The sequence below is a fragment of the Umezawaea sp. genome (assembly GCF_057122925.1).
This window is the reverse complement of the sequence record NZ_DBNGPQ010000176.1, coordinates 56,983-74,540: the sequence shown is the minus strand read 5'-3', so window position 1 is coordinate 74,540 and position 17,558 is coordinate 56,983. Positions and strand designations below refer to the sequence as shown.

Annotated in this window: 16 protein-coding genes; 13 read left to right on the top strand and 3 right to left on the bottom strand. The window is 71.0% G+C overall.

The features are described from left to right. Window positions 1-14: 14 nt before the first annotated feature. Genes AC156L_RS39245 through AC156L_RS39235 form a run of 3 tightly spaced genes read left to right on the top strand, consistent with a single transcriptional unit; the run spans window position 15 to window position 1,160 of the window. Window positions 15-299: a hypothetical protein gene (locus tag AC156L_RS39245; protein ID WP_330873750.1), complete on the top strand. Its 285-nt coding sequence runs from the start codon at window positions 15-17 to the stop codon at window positions 297-299. Continuing rightward, on the top strand, window positions 292-564 hold the full coding sequence (locus tag AC156L_RS39240; protein ID WP_330873749.1) for an SH3-like domain-containing protein: 273 nt from the start codon (window positions 292-294) through the stop codon (window positions 562-564). Before AC156L_RS39245 ends, AC156L_RS39240 begins: the two co-directional genes overlap by 8 nt. Beyond that, the gene (locus tag AC156L_RS39235; protein WP_330873748.1) at window positions 564-1,160 is read left to right on the top strand and encodes a nitrile hydratase subunit alpha; all 597 of its coding nucleotides are present in this window, start codon (window positions 564-566) and stop codon (window positions 1,158-1,160) included. The genes AC156L_RS39240 and AC156L_RS39235 overlap by 1 nt, the downstream gene beginning before the upstream one ends. Window positions 1,161-1,254: 94 nt before the next feature. Here AC156L_RS39235 and AC156L_RS39230 read toward each other — a convergent pair whose 3' ends face one another. Then, on the bottom strand, window positions 1,255-2,760 hold the full coding sequence (locus AC156L_RS39230; protein WP_330873747.1) for a serine/threonine-protein kinase: 1,506 nt from the start codon (window positions 2,758-2,760) through the stop codon (window positions 1,255-1,257). Between the two features lie 119 nt (window positions 2,761-2,879). Here AC156L_RS39230 and AC156L_RS39225 point away from each other — a divergent pair, with 119 nt between their 5' ends. The 8 genes from AC156L_RS39225 (at window position 2,880) to AC156L_RS39190 (ending at window position 14,559) form a co-directional block, all read left to right on the top strand. Further along, on the top strand, window positions 2,880-4,781 hold the full coding sequence (locus AC156L_RS39225; protein WP_330873746.1) for a transglycosylase domain-containing protein: 1,902 nt from the start codon (window positions 2,880-2,882) through the stop codon (window positions 4,779-4,781). Window positions 4,782-4,833: 52 nt separating this feature from the next. After that, the gene (ilvD, locus tag AC156L_RS39220; protein WP_330873745.1) at window positions 4,834-6,531 is read left to right on the top strand and encodes a dihydroxy-acid dehydratase; all 1,698 of its coding nucleotides are present in this window, start codon (window positions 4,834-4,836) and stop codon (window positions 6,529-6,531) included. Between the two features lie 545 nt (window positions 6,532-7,076). After that, the gene (locus tag AC156L_RS39215; RefSeq protein ID WP_414719778.1) at window positions 7,077-8,027 is read left to right on the top strand and encodes an ABC transporter permease; all 951 of its coding nucleotides are present in this window, start codon (window positions 7,077-7,079) and stop codon (window positions 8,025-8,027) included. 13 nt (window positions 8,028-8,040) lie between these two features. After that, entirely contained in the window at window positions 8,041-9,069 is a 1,029-nt protein-coding gene (locus AC156L_RS39210; protein ID WP_330873743.1) for an ABC transporter permease, read from the top strand. Next, a complete protein-coding gene (locus tag AC156L_RS39205) occupies window positions 9,069-11,198 on the top strand; it encodes an ABC transporter ATP-binding protein (RefSeq protein ID WP_330873742.1) in 2,130 nt (709 codons plus the stop codon). Before AC156L_RS39210 ends, AC156L_RS39205 begins: the two co-directional genes overlap by 1 nt. Before the next feature lie 100 nt (window positions 11,199-11,298). Further along, window positions 11,299-12,993: an ABC transporter family substrate-binding protein gene (locus AC156L_RS39200; RefSeq protein WP_330873741.1), complete on the top strand. Its 1,695-nt coding sequence runs from the start codon at window positions 11,299-11,301 to the stop codon at window positions 12,991-12,993. A gap of 73 nt (window positions 12,994-13,066) precedes the next feature. After that, window positions 13,067-13,987, top strand: a complete 921-nt coding sequence (locus AC156L_RS39195) for a hypothetical protein (RefSeq protein WP_330873740.1) — start codon at window positions 13,067-13,069, stop codon at window positions 13,985-13,987. 59 nt (window positions 13,988-14,046) lie between these two features. After that, window positions 14,047-14,559, top strand: a complete 513-nt coding sequence (locus AC156L_RS39190; RefSeq protein ID WP_484407759.1) for a MerR family transcriptional regulator — start codon at window positions 14,047-14,049, stop codon at window positions 14,557-14,559. Here AC156L_RS39190 and AC156L_RS39185 read toward each other — a convergent pair. Further along, complete coding sequence (locus AC156L_RS39185; RefSeq protein WP_330873802.1) at window positions 14,459-15,433, bottom strand: glutathione S-transferase family protein; 975 nt, start codon at window positions 15,431-15,433, stop codon at window positions 14,459-14,461. The genes AC156L_RS39190 and AC156L_RS39185 overlap by 101 nt on opposite strands. 79 nt (window positions 15,434-15,512) lie before the next feature. Between AC156L_RS39185 and AC156L_RS39180 the strand changes: the two genes are divergently transcribed. Beyond that, window positions 15,513-15,920: a YchJ family protein gene (locus tag AC156L_RS39180; RefSeq protein ID WP_330873738.1), complete on the top strand. Its 408-nt coding sequence runs from the start codon at window positions 15,513-15,515 to the stop codon at window positions 15,918-15,920. A gap of 9 nt (window positions 15,921-15,929) precedes the next feature. On the opposite strand, the gene AC156L_RS39175 is transcribed toward AC156L_RS39180, so the two are convergent. Beyond that, window positions 15,930-16,916, bottom strand: a complete 987-nt coding sequence (locus tag AC156L_RS39175) for a sigma-70 family RNA polymerase sigma factor (RefSeq protein WP_330873737.1) — start codon at window positions 16,914-16,916, stop codon at window positions 15,930-15,932. Between the two features lie 136 nt (window positions 16,917-17,052). Here AC156L_RS39175 and AC156L_RS39170 point away from each other — a divergent pair, with 136 nt between their 5' ends. Next, window positions 17,053-17,454 (top strand): DoxX family protein, encoded by a 402-nt coding sequence (locus AC156L_RS39170; RefSeq protein WP_330873736.1) that lies wholly within the window; start codon window positions 17,053-17,055, stop codon window positions 17,452-17,454. Window positions 17,455-17,558: the final 104 nt, after the last annotated feature.

The following is a 17,558-nucleotide window of genomic DNA, read 5'->3' as shown; positions in this document are numbered from 1 at the left end:
CCGGGAGGAGCGGGATGAGCCGGATCAACGACGTCGGGGGGATGCAGGGCTTCCCGCCGATCGAGCAGGAGCTGGACGAGCCGCCGTTCCACTCCGACTGGGAGGCGCACGTGTTCGCGATGAACCGCGCGCTCATCGGTCGCGGGGTCTACAACCTGGACGAGTTCCGCGACGCCGTGGAACGGTTGCCGCCTCGGGAGTTCCTGGCGGCCTCGTACTACGAGCGGTGGTTCCACGCGATCACCTCCCTGCTGGTGGCCAAGGGCGTGTGCACGGCTGTGGAGGTCACCGGTGGCTGAGCTGTTCGCGCCGGGGGACCGGGTGCGCACCGCGGCCGGGGACCCGCCGCACCACACCCGGCTGCCGAGGTACGCGCGCGGCGCGGTGGGGACGGTCGTCGAGAGCGAGGGCGTGTTCCCGCTCGCCGACGACCGCGCGCGTGGTCTGCCGGGGGAGCCCGAGGCGGTGTACGCGGTCCGGTTCGCCGCGCGGGACCTGTTCGGCGAGGGCGACCACGACGTCACCGTCGCCCTGTGGGAGAGCTACCTCCGGGCGGTGTCCTGATGGGCGGGGACCACGGCGGCGCGAACGCCGAACTGGCCGCGCGGGTCCGGCACGTGGAGGCGCTGCTGGAGCGGCGCGGGCTGGTGGACGCGCAGGAGCTGGACCGCGCGCTGGAGGCCTTCCTGGCTCGGGCGAACCCGGACAACGGGGCCCGGCTGGTGGCCAGGGCGTGGGTGGACCCCGGTTTCCGCGAGCGCCTCCTGCTGGACGCCAACGCCGCCATCGGGGAGGTGGGCGTGTCCATGGGCGGCGGGTTGCAGGAGCAGCGGCTGAAGGTCGTGGAGAACACCGCGACGAGCCACAACGTGGTGGTCTGCACCCTGTGCTCGTGCTACCCGATCGCGCTGCTGGGGCCGTCTCCCACCTGGTACAAGAGCGAGGCCTACCGGTCGCGGGTGGTGCGCGACCCCCGGTCCGTGCTGGCCGAGTTCGACCTCGTCCTGCCGGACGGCGTGGCGATCGCGGTGTGGGACGCCACCGCGGAGACGCGGTTCGTGGTGCTCCCGCGGCGGCCGGAGGGCACCGAGGGCCTGGACGAGCGCGCTCTGGCCGATCTGGTCACGCGCAACGGGTTGATCGGGGTGGCCGCGGTCTAGTGCTGCGCCGCGTCGGCCACTCCTTCGGCGACGGCGGGGGAGCGGCGCGACGGCCGGACTCCGAGAGGTGTCCGGCCGTCGGGTGTCGTGCCCGCTAGGGGCTCTGGGTGTCGATCAGCCACTGCCCGTTCTGCTGGACCAGCGTGTACACGTGGTTCTCGACCTCGTTGCCGTTGAACGTGACGGCCGCCGCGACGGTGTTCGGCCCCTGCTCGACGACGTTGCTCACCGTGGCGGTGTTCTGGCCCCAGAAGAACGTGTAGTCGGCGAAGGACTTGGCCCTGGCCTGCTTGAAGTTGTCCGTCAGCCGGGCGTACGACGCGGCCTTGTCGGTCTGGAGGACCGCGTAGTAGTCGATGATCGCCTGCGCGGCCGTGGTCTGCGCGGGCGGCGGGGGCGTGGTCGTGGTCGGGGCCGGGGTGGAGGACGAGCTGGTCGTCGTGGTGACGTCGGACTGGGTGGTCTCCGCCGGGGGCTGTTCGGTGACCTGCTGGCTGGTCGTGGTCGGGTTCACCGAGCCGCTGGAGGCGCCGGACGGCGTGTTCTCCCCCGACTTGCCGAGGTTGGCGAACAGGAACGCCGCTCCCACGACGACGAGCAGCAGCACCGTGGCGCCGATCAGACCGAGGACCGCTCGCTTGCGCCGCTTCTGCTCGTCCTCTGTGGACGGTGCGGGCGCCGCCGCCACCGGCTCGGCCGGGGCGGGGGTGGATTCGGGCTCGGTGGGCGCCTCGGCCGCGGGGGCCGGGACCTCCTCGACCGGCGGCGGCGTCGGCTCGGAGATCTCCGCCAGCACGGCCAGCTCCTCGGCGGCCTCGGCCATCGTGGGCCTGGTCTCGGGGTCCGGGTCCAGCAGCCTGAGCAGCACCGGGGTGAGGGTGCCCGCCTTCTCCGGAGGCCGGATCGTGCCCTCCGCCACCCGGTGCAGCTGGGCGATCGAGTTCTCCGAGATGCCGAACGGGGGAGTGCCCTCGACGGCGTTGTACAGCGTCGCGCCCAGCGAGAAGACGTCCGACGGGTAACCGCCGTCCTCGCCCTTGGCGACCTCCGGCGAGAAGAACGCCGGGGTGCCGACAGACCGACCGGTCGCCGTGGCGGTGGCGTCGTCGATCGCGCGCGAGATGCCGAAGTCGGTGATCTTCACCGCGCCGGCGTCACCGAGCAGGACGTTGCCGGGTTTGACGTCCCGGTGCACCACCGACGCCTTGTGCGCGGCGGCGAGCGCGGTGGCGAGCTGCACGCCGATCCGCACCACGTCGTCCACCGGCAGCGGGCCGGTGTCGGCGATCACCGCGGCCAGGCTCCGCGACGGCAGGTACTCCATGATCAGCCAGGGCTGGCCGTCGTCCTCGACGACGTCGTAGACGGCGATCGCGTTGGGGTGCTGCAACCTCGCGGCGATCCTTGCTTCGCGCATGGCGCGGCGACGGGCCTGCTCGCCCTGCTTCTCGTCGAGGTGAGAGGGCAGCAGCAGTTCCTTCACCGCGACGACGCGGTCCAACCGTAGGTCGCGTGCGAGCCAGACCAAGCCCATGGCACCACCGCCCACGCGCTCGGTCAGCTCATAACGCCCGGCGACCCGCCGGTTTTCCTCGCTCACGTGCGACTCCCCGGACTGGCAAACGCTGACGGTAGGGCAATGTTAGTGGGGTACCTCGGAGGCTGATCGAATGAGGCCGACAGAATGGGCTCCGTCGAATCCGCGTGGGAAGGAATCCGGTGTCCGAACAGCCGAACGCGGAGGCCTCGCGCCCCCGGCGCAAGCGGGTCTGGCGTCGTGTCCGCAGGATCGGTTACCTGGTGGTGGCACTGGTGGTGCTGGTCCCGGTCGGTGCCTTCGCGGTCGTGAACCAGGCCGTCGACGTGCCCAGCCCGACCGAGATCTCGGCGCGGCAGCCGAAGTCCGTGCGGATCCTCTACTCCGACGGCACCGAGATGACCACGATCGCGGCAGGCGGCGCCAACCGCGAGTCGATCTCCGGTGAGGTGCGGGACGTCGTGAAGTACGCGGTGCTCGCCGCCGAGCAGCCGGACTACGACAGCTCGTCCGACGTCGACCTCGGCTCCGGCATCGCCAGGCAGTACCTGCGGATGGTGACCGAGGGGAGCGGGGACACCTGGCGCCGCCGGTTCACCGACCTGGTGACCGCGCGCAAGCTGAGCGCCCGCTACGGCAAGGACCTCGTCCTGCGGGGATACCTCGACACCGTCTACTTGGGCCGGACGGCCCACGGGTTCGCGGCGGCGGCGCGGATGTACTACGGCAAGGACGTGCGGGAGCTGACCGGCACCGAGGCCGCGATGATCGCGGGTCTCATCCGGGACCCGGCGCGGTCCGAGGACCGGGCCTACGCCACCGCCCGCTGGGCGGCCGTCGTGGACACCATGGCCGACCGCGGCTGGATCACCCGCGAGTACCGCGACTCCCTGTCGTTCCCCGCGCCGCTGCCGGTGGAGGCGACCCGGATCGCGCCGCCGGAGGGCGCTCGGGAGCTGCTGAGGAACCAGGTCGTGCGGGAGCTGGAGGAGGTCGGCTTCCCGCTGGAGCGCGCCCAGCGGGCGGGGGTCGTCGTCCGCACCACCATCGACCGCCGGGCGCAGCGGGCCGCCGAGGACGCCGTCGACGAGGTGATGGCGGGCCAGCCGGACGTGCTGCGCCAGTCCCTCACCGCGGTGGACCCGACCAGGGGCGCGGTCCGGGCCTACTGGGCGGGCCGGGACGGCGCGGGCCTCGACCACGCGCGCGACACGCTGCGGGAACCCGGCACCGCGTTCACGCCGTTCGCCCTGACCGCCGCGCTCCAGGCGGGGATCGGGATCGGCGAGCCCCTGGACGGCACGTCGCCGCGCACCTTCGGCGATCGGACGGTCAGCAACCGCGGCACCGCGTCGTGCGGCCGCCAGTGCTCGCTGCGCGCGGCCTCGGCGCAGGACATCGCGACGGTCTTCTACGACCTCGTGCTCACGAGGGTGGGCACGCGCCCGGTGGCGACGGCGGCCCGTTCGGCGGGCGTGCCCGGCTCGGTGACGGTCTCCGGCATCAGCCGGGAGCTGCTGGTGGGCGCGGACGGCACGGGCGCTCCCGACGCCGCGATCTCCATCGGCGCGGGCGCCACGCTGGTCCGCCCGTTCGACCTCGCGGTCGCCTACGGCACGTTCGCGGCCGAGGGCGTGCACCACGAGCCGTACTTCGTCGAGCGGGTCGAGGCGGAGGGGGACCAGGTCCTCTACCAGCACGCGGACTCGGCCACGGTCGCGTTCGGCGGTGACGCCGCCGGGAGCAGGGCCGTCGCGGGCAACGTGACGGCGGCTCTGAAGGACGTTCCCGCCGCGTGGCAGGTCGGGTGCGCGGGCCGGGAGTGCGCCGGGAAGCCGGGGACGGTCACGCTGCCCGGCGGCGAGGTGGCCGCGGCGTGGATGGTCGGGTACACGCCGTCGCTGTCCGCCGCCGTGTGGATGGGGACCGACAGGGGTGACGTGGAGATCGTGGACCGCGCGGGTGCCGAGGTCGACGGCGCCGGGCTGCCGGGGCGCATCTGGCAGCGGTTCATGGACGAGGCCCTGGAGGGCGCCCCCGTCGCGGAGTTCCCCGAGCCCACGCCGATCGGCCGGTTCGAGTAGGCGGCGGCCGTTCGGTGAGCACGGCCCTCGACCGGGCGGTTAGGTTTCGTGCATGAACGAGACTCCCGACATCAAGCCGCGCAGTCGTGACGTCACCGACGGGCTGGAGCGCACCGCCGCGCGCGGGATGCTCCGGGCCGTCGGCATGGGGGACGAGGACTGGGTGAAGCCCCAGATCGGCGTCGCCTCGTCCTGGAACGAGATCACGCCGTGCAACCTCTCGCTCGACCGGCTGGCCAAGGCGAGCAAGGACGGCGTGCACTCGGCGGGTGGCTACCCGCTGGAGTTCGGCACGATCTCGGTGTCCGACGGCATCTCCATGGGGCACGAGGGCATGCACTTCTCGCTCGTGTCCCGCGAGGTGATCGCGGACAGCGTGGAGACGGTGGTGCAGGCCGAGCGGCTGGACGGCACGGTGCTGCTCGCGGGCTGCGACAAGTCGTTGCCCGGAATGCTGATGGCCGCCGCCCGGCTGGACCTGGCCAGCGTGTTCCTCTACGCCGGGTCGATCCTGCCCGGTCGCGTGACGCTGTCGGACGGCGTCGAGCGCGAGGTGACGATCATCGACGCGTTCGAGGCCGTCGGCGCCTGCTCGCGCGGGCTGATGAGCCGCGCCGACGTCGACCTGATCGAACGCGCCATCTGCCCTGGTGAGGGCGCGTGCGGCGGCATGTACACGGCGAACACGATGGCCTCGGCCGCCGAGGCGCTGGGGATGTCGCTGCCCGGCAGCGCCGCTCCGCCCGCGACCGACCGGCGGCGCGACGGGTACGCCCGCCGCTCCGGTCAGGCCGTGGTGGAGATGCTGCGCAGGGGCATCACCGCGCGGCAGATCATGACGCGCGAGGCGTTCGAGAACGCCATCGCGGTCGTCATGGCGTTCGGCGGGTCCACCAACGCCGTGCTGCACCTGCTGGCCATCGCCTACGAGGCCGAGGTCGAGCTGAGCCTGGACGACTTCGTCCGCGTCGGCGCTCGGGTGCCGCACCTGGCGGACGTGAAGCCGTTCGGGCGGCACGTGATGACCGACGTCGACCGCATCGGCGGTGTGCCGGTCGTGATGAAGGCGCTGCTGGACGCGGGCCTGCTGCACGGCGACTGCCTCACCGTGACCGGCCTCACCGTGGCGGAGAACCTGGCGGGCATCGCGCCGCCCGACCCGGACGGGACGGTGCTGCGCGCGATGGACCGGCCGATCCACCGGACCGGCGGCATCAGCATCCTGCGCGGGTCGCTGGCGCCGGAGGGCGCCGTGGTGAAGTCCGCCGGGTTCGACTCCGACGTGTTCACCGGCACCGCGCGGGTGTTCGACCGGGAGCGCGCCGCCATGGACGCCCTGGAGGACGGCACCATCACCGCGGGCGACGTGGTGGTCATCCGCTACGAGGGTCCGAAGGGCGGGCCGGGGATGCGGGAGATGCTGGCGATCACCGCCGCGATCAAGGGCGCCGGGTTGGGCAAGGACGTGCTCCTGCTGACCGACGGCCGGTTCTCCGGCGGCACCACCGGCCTGTGCGTGGGCCACGTCGCGCCGGAGGCGGTGGACGGCGGTCCGATCGCGTTCGTCCGCGACGGCGACCGGATCCGGCTCGACGTCGGCACCGGGACGCTCGACCTGGAGGTCGACGAGGCCGAACTGGCGGCCCGCCGCGAGGGCTGGGCGCCGCTGCCCGCGCGCTACCAGCGCGGTGTGCTGGCCAAGTACGCGAAGCTGGTCGGCTCCGCCTCCGGAGGGGCCGTCTGCGGCTAGACCAGGCTTGACAACGAGCCTGACAACGCGGGGGAGGGGTCCGCGGCCCCTGGAAAGGGCGTCGCGGGCCCCCGTCGTGATCGATTAACAAATGAACGCGTCTTTACCCCGGTCGACTTCACAAGAACGAGGTCACTCGGCCGGGTACACCGCGACTTCGCTGTGAACGGTCAACAAGACTGTCCGAACTCAGGGTTGTCAGAACACCCTGCGGGTAACGATCGGGTTTCCCCCGAAGGTGTTTTGGTCACAAACCCGTCCCGATTGGGGGGAGCATCGGTCGGAAGCGCGAGGATAAACGGGGTCGAACGGCGGGAAGTCAGCCGATCAGCCATGCTGATCACCGCCGTGGCTCCGGTTCACGCCCTCAACACGCAGGTCAGGCGATGCTGGAGGGACAAGTCGTGGGGCGGTCCCATCATCGGGGGTGGGCCTGTTTAATCTCTTCGCGAGAAGCGCGTGCACCGGGTGGTCCGGCTCGCACGTCAACGTCGCACCGCACTCGGAAGGACTGAGCACAGGTGACCGGATTCCTGTTGCGACGGTTGGTCAACTACGTAGTGCTGGCGTTCGTCGCGACGTTCCTAGCCTTCAGCCTGGCCTCCATCACATTCGACCCCATTGGCGTGCTCCAGCAGCGCAATCCGCCGCCGCCCGCCGCCACGATCGAGGCGAAGCGGATCGACCTGCACCTCGACCAGCCGATTCCGCAGCGATTCTTCACCTGGATGGGTGGAGTCGTGCAGGGTGACTTCGGCCGGACGATCGCGGACCGCCCGATCACCGACGAACTCGGCAGGCGCGTCGGCGTGAGCCTGCGGCTGTTCCTGCTCGGCATCACGATCGGCATCATCTTCGGCGTGCTGCTCGGCGTGGTCAGCGCGATCCGCCAGTACAAGTTCAGCGACTACTTCGCCACCCTGTTCTCGTTCGTGGTGCTGTCGACACCGGTGTTCGTGCTCGGCACCGTGCTCAAGCTCGGCGCCCAGGGCGTGAACAACACGATCGGCGACAACGTCCTGCTCTTCACCGGCGAGGCGACACCGGGCTTCCAGGGCAGCTGGTTCGCCGCGCTGGTCGACCGCCTCCAGTACCTGATCGTGCCGACGCTGACGATCGCGCTGGGCCAGATCGCCTACTACAGCCGCTACCAGCGCTCGTCGATGCTCGACGTGCTGGGCAGCGACTTCCTGCGGACCGCGCAGGCCAAGGGGCTCACCCGGCGCAAGGCGCTGTTCAAGCACGGCCTGCGCACCGCGCTGATCCCGATGGCCACGCTGTTCGCCTTCGGCTTCGGCCTGCTCGTGGTCGGCGGCACGTTCACCGAACGGCTCTTCAGCTGGTTCGGCATGGGCGACTGGCTCGTCACCGGCATCACCACGCAGGACACCAACGTGACGGCCACGGTGACGCTGTTCGTCGCGGTCTGCGTGCTCTTCTCCGGATGGCTGGCCGACGTGCTCTACGCGGCTCTCGACCCCCGAATCCGCATCTAGGCAGGGTGACGACGTGACCGTAATCCTCAACGAGGGCGACTCCGCGGGTACCTCGGGTGCCGCCTCGGGCAGCCCCGTCGACGCCGCGCCGGACCCCGGCAAGTCCACGACCAGGGGCAGGCTCGTCCTGACCCGGTTCCTGCGCAACAGGCTCGCGCTGTTCGGCCTGGTCGTGATCGTCGCGATGTACCTGCTGGCGTTCGTCGGCCCGCTGCTGTCCAAGTGGAGCTACGACGAGCAGGACTACACCGCGTTCCTCCAGGCGCCGTACCCGGACCACATCTTCGGCACCGACAAGATCGGCACGGACATGTTCGCGCTGACCATGCGCGGGCTCCAGAAGTCGCTGCTCATCGGCCTGCTGGTGGCGGTGATCTCGACCGGGTTCGCGGCGCTGGTGGGCGCGGTCGCGGGCTACTTCCTCGGCTGGGTCGACCGCGGCCTCATGTGGCTGGTCGACCTGCTGCTGGTGCTGCCGTCGTTCCTGATCATCGCGATCCTCAGCCCGGCGTTCCGCGGGAAGTCGTGGCTGCTGTTCGTGGTGCTGCTGGCGGCGTTCCAGTGGATGATCACCGCGCGCATCGTGCGGGGCATGACGCTGACGCTCAAGGAGCGCGAGTTCGTCAAGGCCGCCAAGTACATGGGCCAGACGCCGGGGCGGATCATCTTCAAGCACATCGTGCCGAACATGGCCTCGCTGCTGATCATCGACGCGACGATCAACGTCGGCTCGGCGGTGCTCGCCGAGACGGGCCTGAGCTACTTCGGCTTCGGCGTGCAGTCGCCGGACGTCTCGCTCGGCACGGTCATCGCGACCGGCAGCGACTCGGCCCTCACCTACTCCTGGCTGTTCCTCATCCCGGCCGGGTTCCTGGTGATGTTCGTGCTCGCGGTGAACTTCGTCGGCGACGGCCTCCGCGACGCGCTCGACCCCACGTCCTCGCGCGGTCGCAAGCGCGAGAAGAAGTCGGCTGACGACGACGAGCCCACCACCACGCCCACGTCCGCGACCACCACCGCGGACGGCGGAGGGAAAGCCTGATGACCAGCTCGGAACTCCTCTTCGACGCCGCGGACCGGCCCGCCGCGACCGGCCCGGTGCTGGAGGTGAACGACCTCGCGGTGTCGTTCCCCAGCGAATCCGGCCGGGTGCGCGCGGTGCGCGGCCTGAGCTACCAGGTCTCGCCGGGCGAGGTGCTCGGCATCGTCGGCGAGTCCGGCTCCGGCAAGTCGGTGTCCTCGCTCGCGGTCATGGGCCTGCTGCCCCCGCAGGCGCGGATCAGCGGCTCCATCAAGTTCCAGGGCCGCGAGCTGATCGGCCTGAACGACGGCGAGCTGTCCAAGATCCGCGGCAAGCGGGTCGCGATGGTGTTCCAGGACCCGCTGTCGGCGCTGACCCCGGTGTACACGGTCGGCGACCAGATCGCCGAGGCGCTGCTGGTGCACCGCGGCGCGAAGGTGTCCAAGCAGGCCGCCGCCAAGCGCGCGGTGGAACTGCTGGACCTGGTCGGCATCCCGAACGCCGCCGAGCGCGCCAAGGCGTTCCCGCACGAGTTCTCCGGCGGCATGCGGCAGCGCGCCGTCATCGCGATGGCCATCGCCAACGACCCCGACCTGATCATCGCCGACGAGCCGACCACCGCGCTCGACGTGACGGTGCAGGCGCAGGTGCTGGAGGTGCTCAAGACCGCGCAGGAGGTCACCGGCGCGGGCATCGTGATCATCACCCACGACCTGGGCGTGGTCGCGGGCTTCGCCGACCGGCTGATGGTGATGTACGCGGGCAAGGCCGTGGAGACCGGGCAGGTCGACGAGATCTACGCCCGCCCCCGGATGCCGTACACGCTGGGCCTGCTCGGCTCCATCCCGCGCCTGGACGTCGGCGAGAAGCAGCCGCTGGTGCCCATCACGGGCCAGCCGCCGTCGTTGACCGACCTGCCGCCCGGCTGCCCGTTCGCGCCGCGGTGCCCGATGGCCGTCGAGGCGTGCGACACCGCCGAGCCGGAGCTGTTCGACGTGGACGGCTCGCCGGAGCACCGCGCGGCCTGCATCCGCACCGACGAGCTGGCGGCCAAGGACACCGACGGTGCCGAGGCGGCCGTGGAGATCTTCGGCGCCGAGGTGATCGAGGAAGCTCCGATCGCGAAGGTGCCGCGCGAGGAGCGCCAGGTCGTGCTCCAGCTCTCGGGCCTGGTCAAGCACTACCCGATCACCAAGGGCGTCGTGCTCAAGCGCCGGGTCGGCACCGTGCACGCCGTCGACGGCATCTCCTTCGACATCCGCGAGGGCGAGACGCTCGGCGTCGTGGGCGAGTCCGGCTGCGGCAAGACGACCACGCTGATGGAGATCCTCAACCTCCAGAAGCCGATGGGCGGCGAGCTGTCCGTGCTCGGGCAGGACGTCGCGGGGCTGAACTCCAAGTCCCGCAAGGCGATCCGGCGCGACCTCCAGGTCGTGTTCCAGGACCCGATGGCGGCGCTCGACCCCCGGCTGCCGATCTTCGACGTGATCGCCGAACCCCTCCAGGTGCACGGGTTCGAGAAGTCGGTGATCGACAAGCGCATCCCGGAGCTGCTCGACCTGGTCGGGCTGCGCCCCGAGCACGCGTCCCGCTACCCGGCCGAGTTCTCCGGCGGCCAGCGGCAGCGCATCGGCATCGCCCGCGCGCTGGCGCTGGAACCCAAGCTGATCGTGCTCGACGAGCCGGTGTCCGCGCTCGACGTGTCGATCCAGGCGGGTGTGATCAACCTGCTGGAGGAGCTGAAGGCGAAGCTGAGCCTGAGCTACCTGTTCGTGGCGCACGACCTGTCCGTGGTCCGGCACATCGCCGACCGCGTGGCGGTCATGTACCTGGGCAAGATCGTGGAGATCGGGCAGGTCGACGAGGTCTTCGACTCGCCGCGACACCCCTACACCCAGGCGCTGCTCTCGGCGATCCCGATCCCGGACCCGGTCAAGGAGCGGCAGCGCGAGCGGATCCTGGTGAGCGGCGACCTGCCGAGCCCGGCCAACCCGCCGTCCGGCTGCCGCTTCCGGACCCGCTGCTTCCTGCACGCGACGCTGTCCGACGACCAGAAGCGCACGTGCGTCGAGGTGGAGCCGCCGCGCCAGGAGCAGGGCACCGACCACGAGGCGGCCTGCCACTTCGCGCAGGAGAAGCAGGTCCTGTGATGACACCCCCAGCGGTGTCGCAGTCTTCCGGACGCGGGGCGTCCGGGCGCACGAACCGGGCCACGACGGACGCGGCCAGGCATGAGGGAGGTTCACGACAGTGAGTCGACGTGTATTGGTCAGGGCAGCCGCGCCGGTGGCCGCGCTGGCACTGGCGCTGGCCGCGTGCGGCAGCGGACCGACCGGTGGCGATCAGGGCCTCAAGGGCGCTGACCAGCAGGTGCAGGGCAAGGACGACATCAACCCCGTCGAGGCGTCCAAGCTGAAGGACGGCGGCGAGTTCAAGTGGCCCGTCGACTCCCTGGCGGACAACTGGAACTACTACAACGTGGACGGCACCGTCGCGAGCGGTGCCCGCATGATCAACGCGGTGATGCCGAGCGTCTTCGTGCAGAAGGCCGACGCGTCGATCGAGCTGAACAAGGCCTACGTGGAGGAGGCGACGGTCACGTCGCAGGACCCCCAGGTCATCACGTTCAAGATCAACCCGAAGGCCAAGTGGAGCGACGGCACGGCCATCTCGTGGGAGGACTTCGCCGCGCAGGCGAAGGCCAACAACGGCGGTGACCCGGCCTACCTGACCTCGTCCACGACCGGCTACGAGGACATCGAGAAGGTCGAGAAGGGCGCCTCCGACCAGGAGGCCAAGATCACCTTCAAGAAGAAGTTCGCGGAGTGGAAGAGCCTCTTCGCGCCGCTGTACCCGAAGTCGCTCAACGCCACGGCCGACGAGTTCAACAAGGGCTGGGTCGACGGCCCGAAGGTCACCGCCGGTCCGTTCAAGATCGGCACGATCGACCTGACCGGCAAGCTGGTCACCGTGGTCCGCGACGACGCGTGGTGGGGTGAGAAGCCGAAGCTGGACAAGATCACGTTCCGCGTGATCGACCGCACCGCGCTCGCCGACTCGCTCGCCAACGGCGCCATCGACTGGTACGACGTCGGCTCCAACGTCGACCTGTTCAAGCGCGCGCAGCAGACGCCCGGCATCAAGATCCGCCAGGCCGTCACGCCCGACTACAACCACCTGACGTTCAACGGCGCGCCCACGGCCGTCATGAGCGACCCGAAGGTGCGCACGTCGATCATGCAGGGCATCGACACCGCGACCATCGCGAAGGCGATCCTCGGCCCGATCCAGCCCGACCCGAAGGTCCTCGGCAACCACATCTTCCTGCTGGGCGCCAAGGAGTACAAGGACAACGCGGCGGTCGCGAAGTTCGACAAGGAAGCCGCCAAGAAGGGCCTGGAGGACCTCGGCTGGAAGCTGGAGGGCGACGTCCGCAAGAAGGACGGCAAGGACCTCGCGATCCGCTTCGTGATCCCGACCCCGAACCCGACCTCCGACCAGGTCTCCAAGCTGGTGCAGACGCAGCTCAAGGAGGTCGGCGTCAAGGTCGACATCCAGACCGTCCCGTCGGCGGACTTCTTCAAGTCGCACATCAACGTCGGTGACTTCGACATCACCTCGTTCCGCTGGTTGAGCACCGCGTTCCCGATCAGCTCCTCGAAGTCGATCTACGCCCTCGACGAGACCAACGTGAACCAGAACTACGGCCGCGTCGGCAACGCCGAGATCAACAAGCTCTTCGACGAGGCCAACAGCGAGCTGGACGACGCCAAGCGCGCCGAGCTGGCCAACAAGCTCGACGAGGAGATCTGGAAGGCGGGCCACCAGCTGCCCATCTTCCAGAGCCCCGGTGCCGTCGCCGTCCGCGAGACCGTCGCGAACTTCGGCGCCGTCGGCTTCGCGAACTCCCCGTACGACTACATCCACATCGGCTTCACCAGCTGATCGGATCGCTCCTCCGACGGCCCGGCGGGTGCTCCCCGCCGGGCCGTCGGCCGTTGTTCGAGAGGATGACCCGGTGACCACTGCCCGTGCGCTGCTCCGCGTCCGCGCCGTCCGCCACGGCCTGGCCGCGACCGCCGTCGTGCTGGTGCTGTGCGCGGGCGTCGCGGTGACCGCGCTGCTGTCCTACACCTCCGCGTCCGCCCGGATCGGCGAGCTGAGCGGACGGGCCGTGGGCCAGGTGGTCCGGGTCGGGCAGAACGCCGTGGAGGTGAACTGGCCGCTGGCGGACGGCACGGTCACCACGGCGCTGGTCGACATCCCCGGCAAGACGCCCCCGCTGGGGCAGAAGACGCAGGTCGCGTACGACCCGGAGCACCCGGACCGCGTCGTGGTGCCCGGCGCGGCCCTGCTCGTGCAGGCCGACCGCGCGCTCAGCGGCCTCGCGTTCACCACCGCCGTCGTGCTGCTGGTGCTGGCGGCGTCCGCCTGGCGGCTGGTCACCCGCGCCCGCGCGGCACGGGCGCCGGGGCGCGCGGCCAGGGTGCGGCGGATCCGCGTGCAGTCCGGGCTCATCGTGCGGTCGTGGCTGGAGGTCGACGGGCCTCGTGAGCGGTGGATCCCGGTGTACTACGACCCCGCGCTCGCCGCGATGCCGTCGCCCGCTCCCGTGGTGCTGCACGGCGACCGGCTGGTCGTGGTCGACCACGGCGACGTGCGGCTCTACCCGTCCGGCCCGGCGACCTCGAAGCACCCGCGCGGACGGCGCGGTGACAGCCCGGCCGAACCGGATCCGGAGGTCGTGCGGGCGGCGGCGGAGGCGGGCTGGACGCGGCAGCTGCGCGCGGACGCGGTGCTGGTGATCCCGGCCCCGTTCGTCGGCCTGTTCTGGGCGTACCTGGACGGCAGCGGGTTCAGCGGCTGGCTGGCCGCGACCCTGGTGACCGCGGGCACGGGCCTCTGGCTCGCCGCGTGGCGGGGCGCCGACCCGTCCTGAGGGCTTACGCTGGACCTGACACCGGTGTGAGGTGCGCCGGGCGCGTTCGTGGAGGTGTCGTGCGCATCGGGGAACTCGCGGCCAAGACCGGTGTGGCGGTGCGGTCGCTGCGCTACTACGAGGAGCAGGGGCTGCTCCGGTCGGTGCGCGGCAGCGGCGGGCAGCGGCAGTACTCGGACGGCGCGGTGGAGCGGGTGGACCTGATCCAGCTGCTGTACTCCGCGGGCCTGTCCAGCAAGACGATCCTGGGGCTGCTGCCGTGCGTCGAGGCCAAGGTCAACACCCCGGAGTCGCGCGCCGCGCTGGCGGCCGAACGGGAGCGCATCGACCGGCAGATCACCGAGCTGGTGCGGGCGCGGGACAAGCTGGACGAGGTCATCGCCTTCAGCCGCGGCCCGGAGTCGCGGTGCGCCGTCGTGGAGGACGCGGCGGTGTGCCCACCACCGCGTCCTCCGAGGGCCCGGCCCGAGGTCAGACCGGCATCGGCACGCGGTCGATCACGGGCGGCGGCTCCGGCGGGGTGCCGTCGCCGAACGGGGAGCCGCCGAGCTGGTCGCGGTGGTGCCGGGTGAGCCAGGCGGCCGGGTCGGGCCCCGCGGCGACGATCCGCGTCGGGTTGATCGCGGTGTGGACGCCGTAGTAGTGGCGGCGGATGTGGTCGAAGTGGATGGTGTCGCCGAACCCCGGTGTCTGGAACAGGTCGCGCGCGTACGCCCACAGGGCCGGGTACTCGATCAGCTTGCGCACGTTGCACTTGAAGTGGCCGTGGTAGACCGCGTCGAACCGCGCCAGCGTCGGGAACAGCCGGACGTCGGCCTCGGTGACGTGGTCGCCCAGCAGGTAGCGCTGGCGGGTCAGCCGGTCCTCCAGGCGGTCCAGGCCCGCGAACAGGACGCGCACGGCCCGGTCGTAGCTCGCCTGCGACGGGGCGAACCCGCTGCGGTAGACGCCGTTGGCCACGTCCCGGTAGACGAACTCGTTGACCGAGTCGATCTCGTCCCGCAGGGCCGACGGGTACAGGTCCGGGGCGCCCTCGCGGTGCAGCGCCGTCCACTCGCCGCCGAAGTCGAGGGTGAGCTGGTCGTAGTCGTTGCTGACCAGGTGGCCGCTGGGCACGTCCACCAGGCCCGGCACGCTCACGCCGCCGTCGTAGCCGGGGTCGCGCTTGAGGTAGGAGTCGCGCAGCGCGTGCACGCCGAGCACCGGGTCGACGTCGCCGGGACTGCCGGTCTCCGCGGTGAACACCCAGTGCGCCTCACCGTCGATCTGCTCCTGGATCGGGTCGGTGACGGCCAGCGAGATCGCCTCGTCCAGCCCCATGAGCCTGCGCACGATCACCGTCCGGTTCGCCCACGGGCACGCCCGGTTGATCACCAGCCGGTACCGGCCCGCCTCGACCGGCCAGCCCTCGGCACCGTCCGCGGTGACCCGGTCCACGAACTTCATCGGCGTGCGCTCGAAGTCCGCGCTGTCCTCGTCGGCCACCAGTGCATCCCCTCGTCCCGCGTCGGTCACAATCACCCGCGTGTCCGGACAACGCCCACGCGCGATCACCACCACCTCACCCTGCCCCTGCGGGCTCGGCAAGTCCTACGGGGACTGCTGTGCCCGAGCCCACCTCGACGTCACGTCCCCGGCGACCGCCGAGCTGCTGATGCGCTCGCGGTTCAGCGCCTTCGCGGTCGGCGACGCGGAGTACCTGCTGCGGACCTGGCACCCGAGCACCCGGCCCGCGACGCTGGACGTCGACGACGGCACGCGGTGGACCGGGCTGGAGGTGCTCGGCACGACCGGCGGCGGCCTGCTGCACCGCGAGGGCACGGTGGAGTTCCGCGCGCACTACGTCCACGACGGCCGCCCGGCCGAACTGCACGAGAACAGCCGCTTCGTCCGCGAGGACGGCCGGTGGGCGTACCTCGACGCCGCGACCTGAGCCGGGACCTCAGTCCTCCAGCACGGCGGGCAGGCCGAACACCTCGAACAGCCTCGGGTCGAAGAAGCACGCCACGTGCGTGACGCCCTGCGGCGACAGGGTGAGCACCGGCAGGTTGAACGGCCGGTGCACGCCGTCCTCGCCGCGCAGGTACAGCCCGAACGCGGGCTGGCCGTTCGCGCTGGTCGGCACCAGCCGCATGTCGCCGGGACCCTCGGCGGGGCAGCGGGTGTCGATGAGCCGGGCGATGTCCTCGCCACCCCGGTACCAGCCGGTGAACGGGGGCATCTCCCACACGGCGTCGGAGGTGAACAGGCCGACGATCGCCGGGATGTCCTTGTCCTCGAACGCCCTCACGTACCGGTCCAGCAGCGCGCGCTGCTCGGCGGTGGTCGGCTCGGCCACGCCGTCCTCGGTCGGTGACACCGCGTCGAGCTGCGCGCGCGCCCGTTGCAGCGAGCTGTTCACGGCGGCGGTCGTGGTGTCGAGCAGGTCGGCCACCTCGGCGGCCTTCCACGCCAGCACGTCGCGCAGCAGCAGCACGGCCCGCTGCCGGGGCGGCAGGAACTGGAGAGCGGCCACCAGCGCCAGCCGGATGCTCTCGCGCGACGTGACGATCGACGCCGGGTCGGTCGGCGAGGCGGTCAGCGCCGCGTCCGGGATCGGTTCCAGCCACGGCACCTCGGGCCGGTCGACCAGCGGCTCGTCGGGGCCGGTCCTCGGGCCGCCGAGCCCGGTGGGCAGCGGTCGCCTCCCGCGCCCCTCCAACGCGGTCAGGCACGTGCGCGTGGCGATCCGGTACAGCCAGGTGCGCAGCGACGAGCGGCCCTCGAACCGGTCGTAGGCCTTCCACGCGCGCAGGTACGTCTCCTGGACCACGTCCTCGGCGTCGTGCACCGAGCCGAGCATCCGGTAGCAGTGGGCGAGCACCTCGCGCCGCATCGGTTCGGCCAGCTCCAGGAAGTCCTGGTCGACCTTGGAGTCCGCCGTGGTCACGAGTCCCGTCCCCTCCCGAAGTCCGCTTGACCGGTCAAGCCGAGCACGTGGACCCGACTGCCGTCGATGCGATGAGTTTTCGCCACGGTCGCGGTCAGCACAACAGCCAATCCGAGTTCCGAGAGGACGGACCACCATGACCTCCACCCCGCTCCCCACCGCCAGGAGCCGCGCCGTGTCCACCACCTTCGTGGTGCTGCGGGTGCTCGTCGCCCTGATGTTCGTCGTCGCCTCGGCCGGTCCGAAGTTCTTCGGCGAGGCGTACGCCGTCGAGATCTTCACCGAGATCGGTGCGGGGCAGTGGTTCCGCTACCTGATCGGCTTCTTCGAACTCGCGGGCGGCATCGGACTGCTGGTGCCGGGACTCGTCGCCCCGGCGGCGATCGGCCTGGTGGGGCTGATGGTCGGGGCCGGTTCCACCCAGGTCGTCATCCTCGACAACCCGGCCTTCGTGATCACGCCGATCATCCTCGGCGTCCTCTGCGGCCTGATCGCGTGGCACCACCGCGCGGACCTCCGCGCGCTTCGGTCGCGGTAGGACGGAAATGAGCCCCGGGAGCCACGAACGAGTGATCGATTAACTCGTTCGTGGCTCTCAAGTGGGGGCAGTTTCACGTTGTGTGGCAAGAAAAACGCTAGTCC

What these genes read in the sequence shown, in the direction of transcription:
- AC156L_RS39245 (WP_330873750.1), top strand. Translation starts at nt 15, where the DNA reads ATGAGCCGGATCAACGACGTCGGGGGGATGCAGGGCTTCCCGCCGATC.
- AC156L_RS39235 (WP_330873748.1), top strand. Translation starts at nt 564, where the DNA reads ATGGGCGGGGACCACGGCGGCGCGAACGCCGAACTGGCCGCGCGGGTC.
- ilvD (WP_330873745.1), top strand. Translation starts at nt 4,834, where the DNA reads ATGAACGAGACTCCCGACATCAAGCCGCGCAGTCGTGACGTCACCGAC.
- AC156L_RS39205 (WP_330873742.1), top strand. Translation starts at nt 9,069, where the DNA reads ATGACCAGCTCGGAACTCCTCTTCGACGCCGCGGACCGGCCCGCCGCG.
- AC156L_RS39185 (WP_330873802.1), bottom strand. Translation starts at nt 15,433, where the DNA reads ATGAAGTTCGTGGACCGGGTCACCGCGGACGGTGCCGAGGGCTGGCCG.
- AC156L_RS39170 (WP_330873736.1), top strand. Translation starts at nt 17,053, where the DNA reads ATGACCTCCACCCCGCTCCCCACCGCCAGGAGCCGCGCCGTGTCCACC.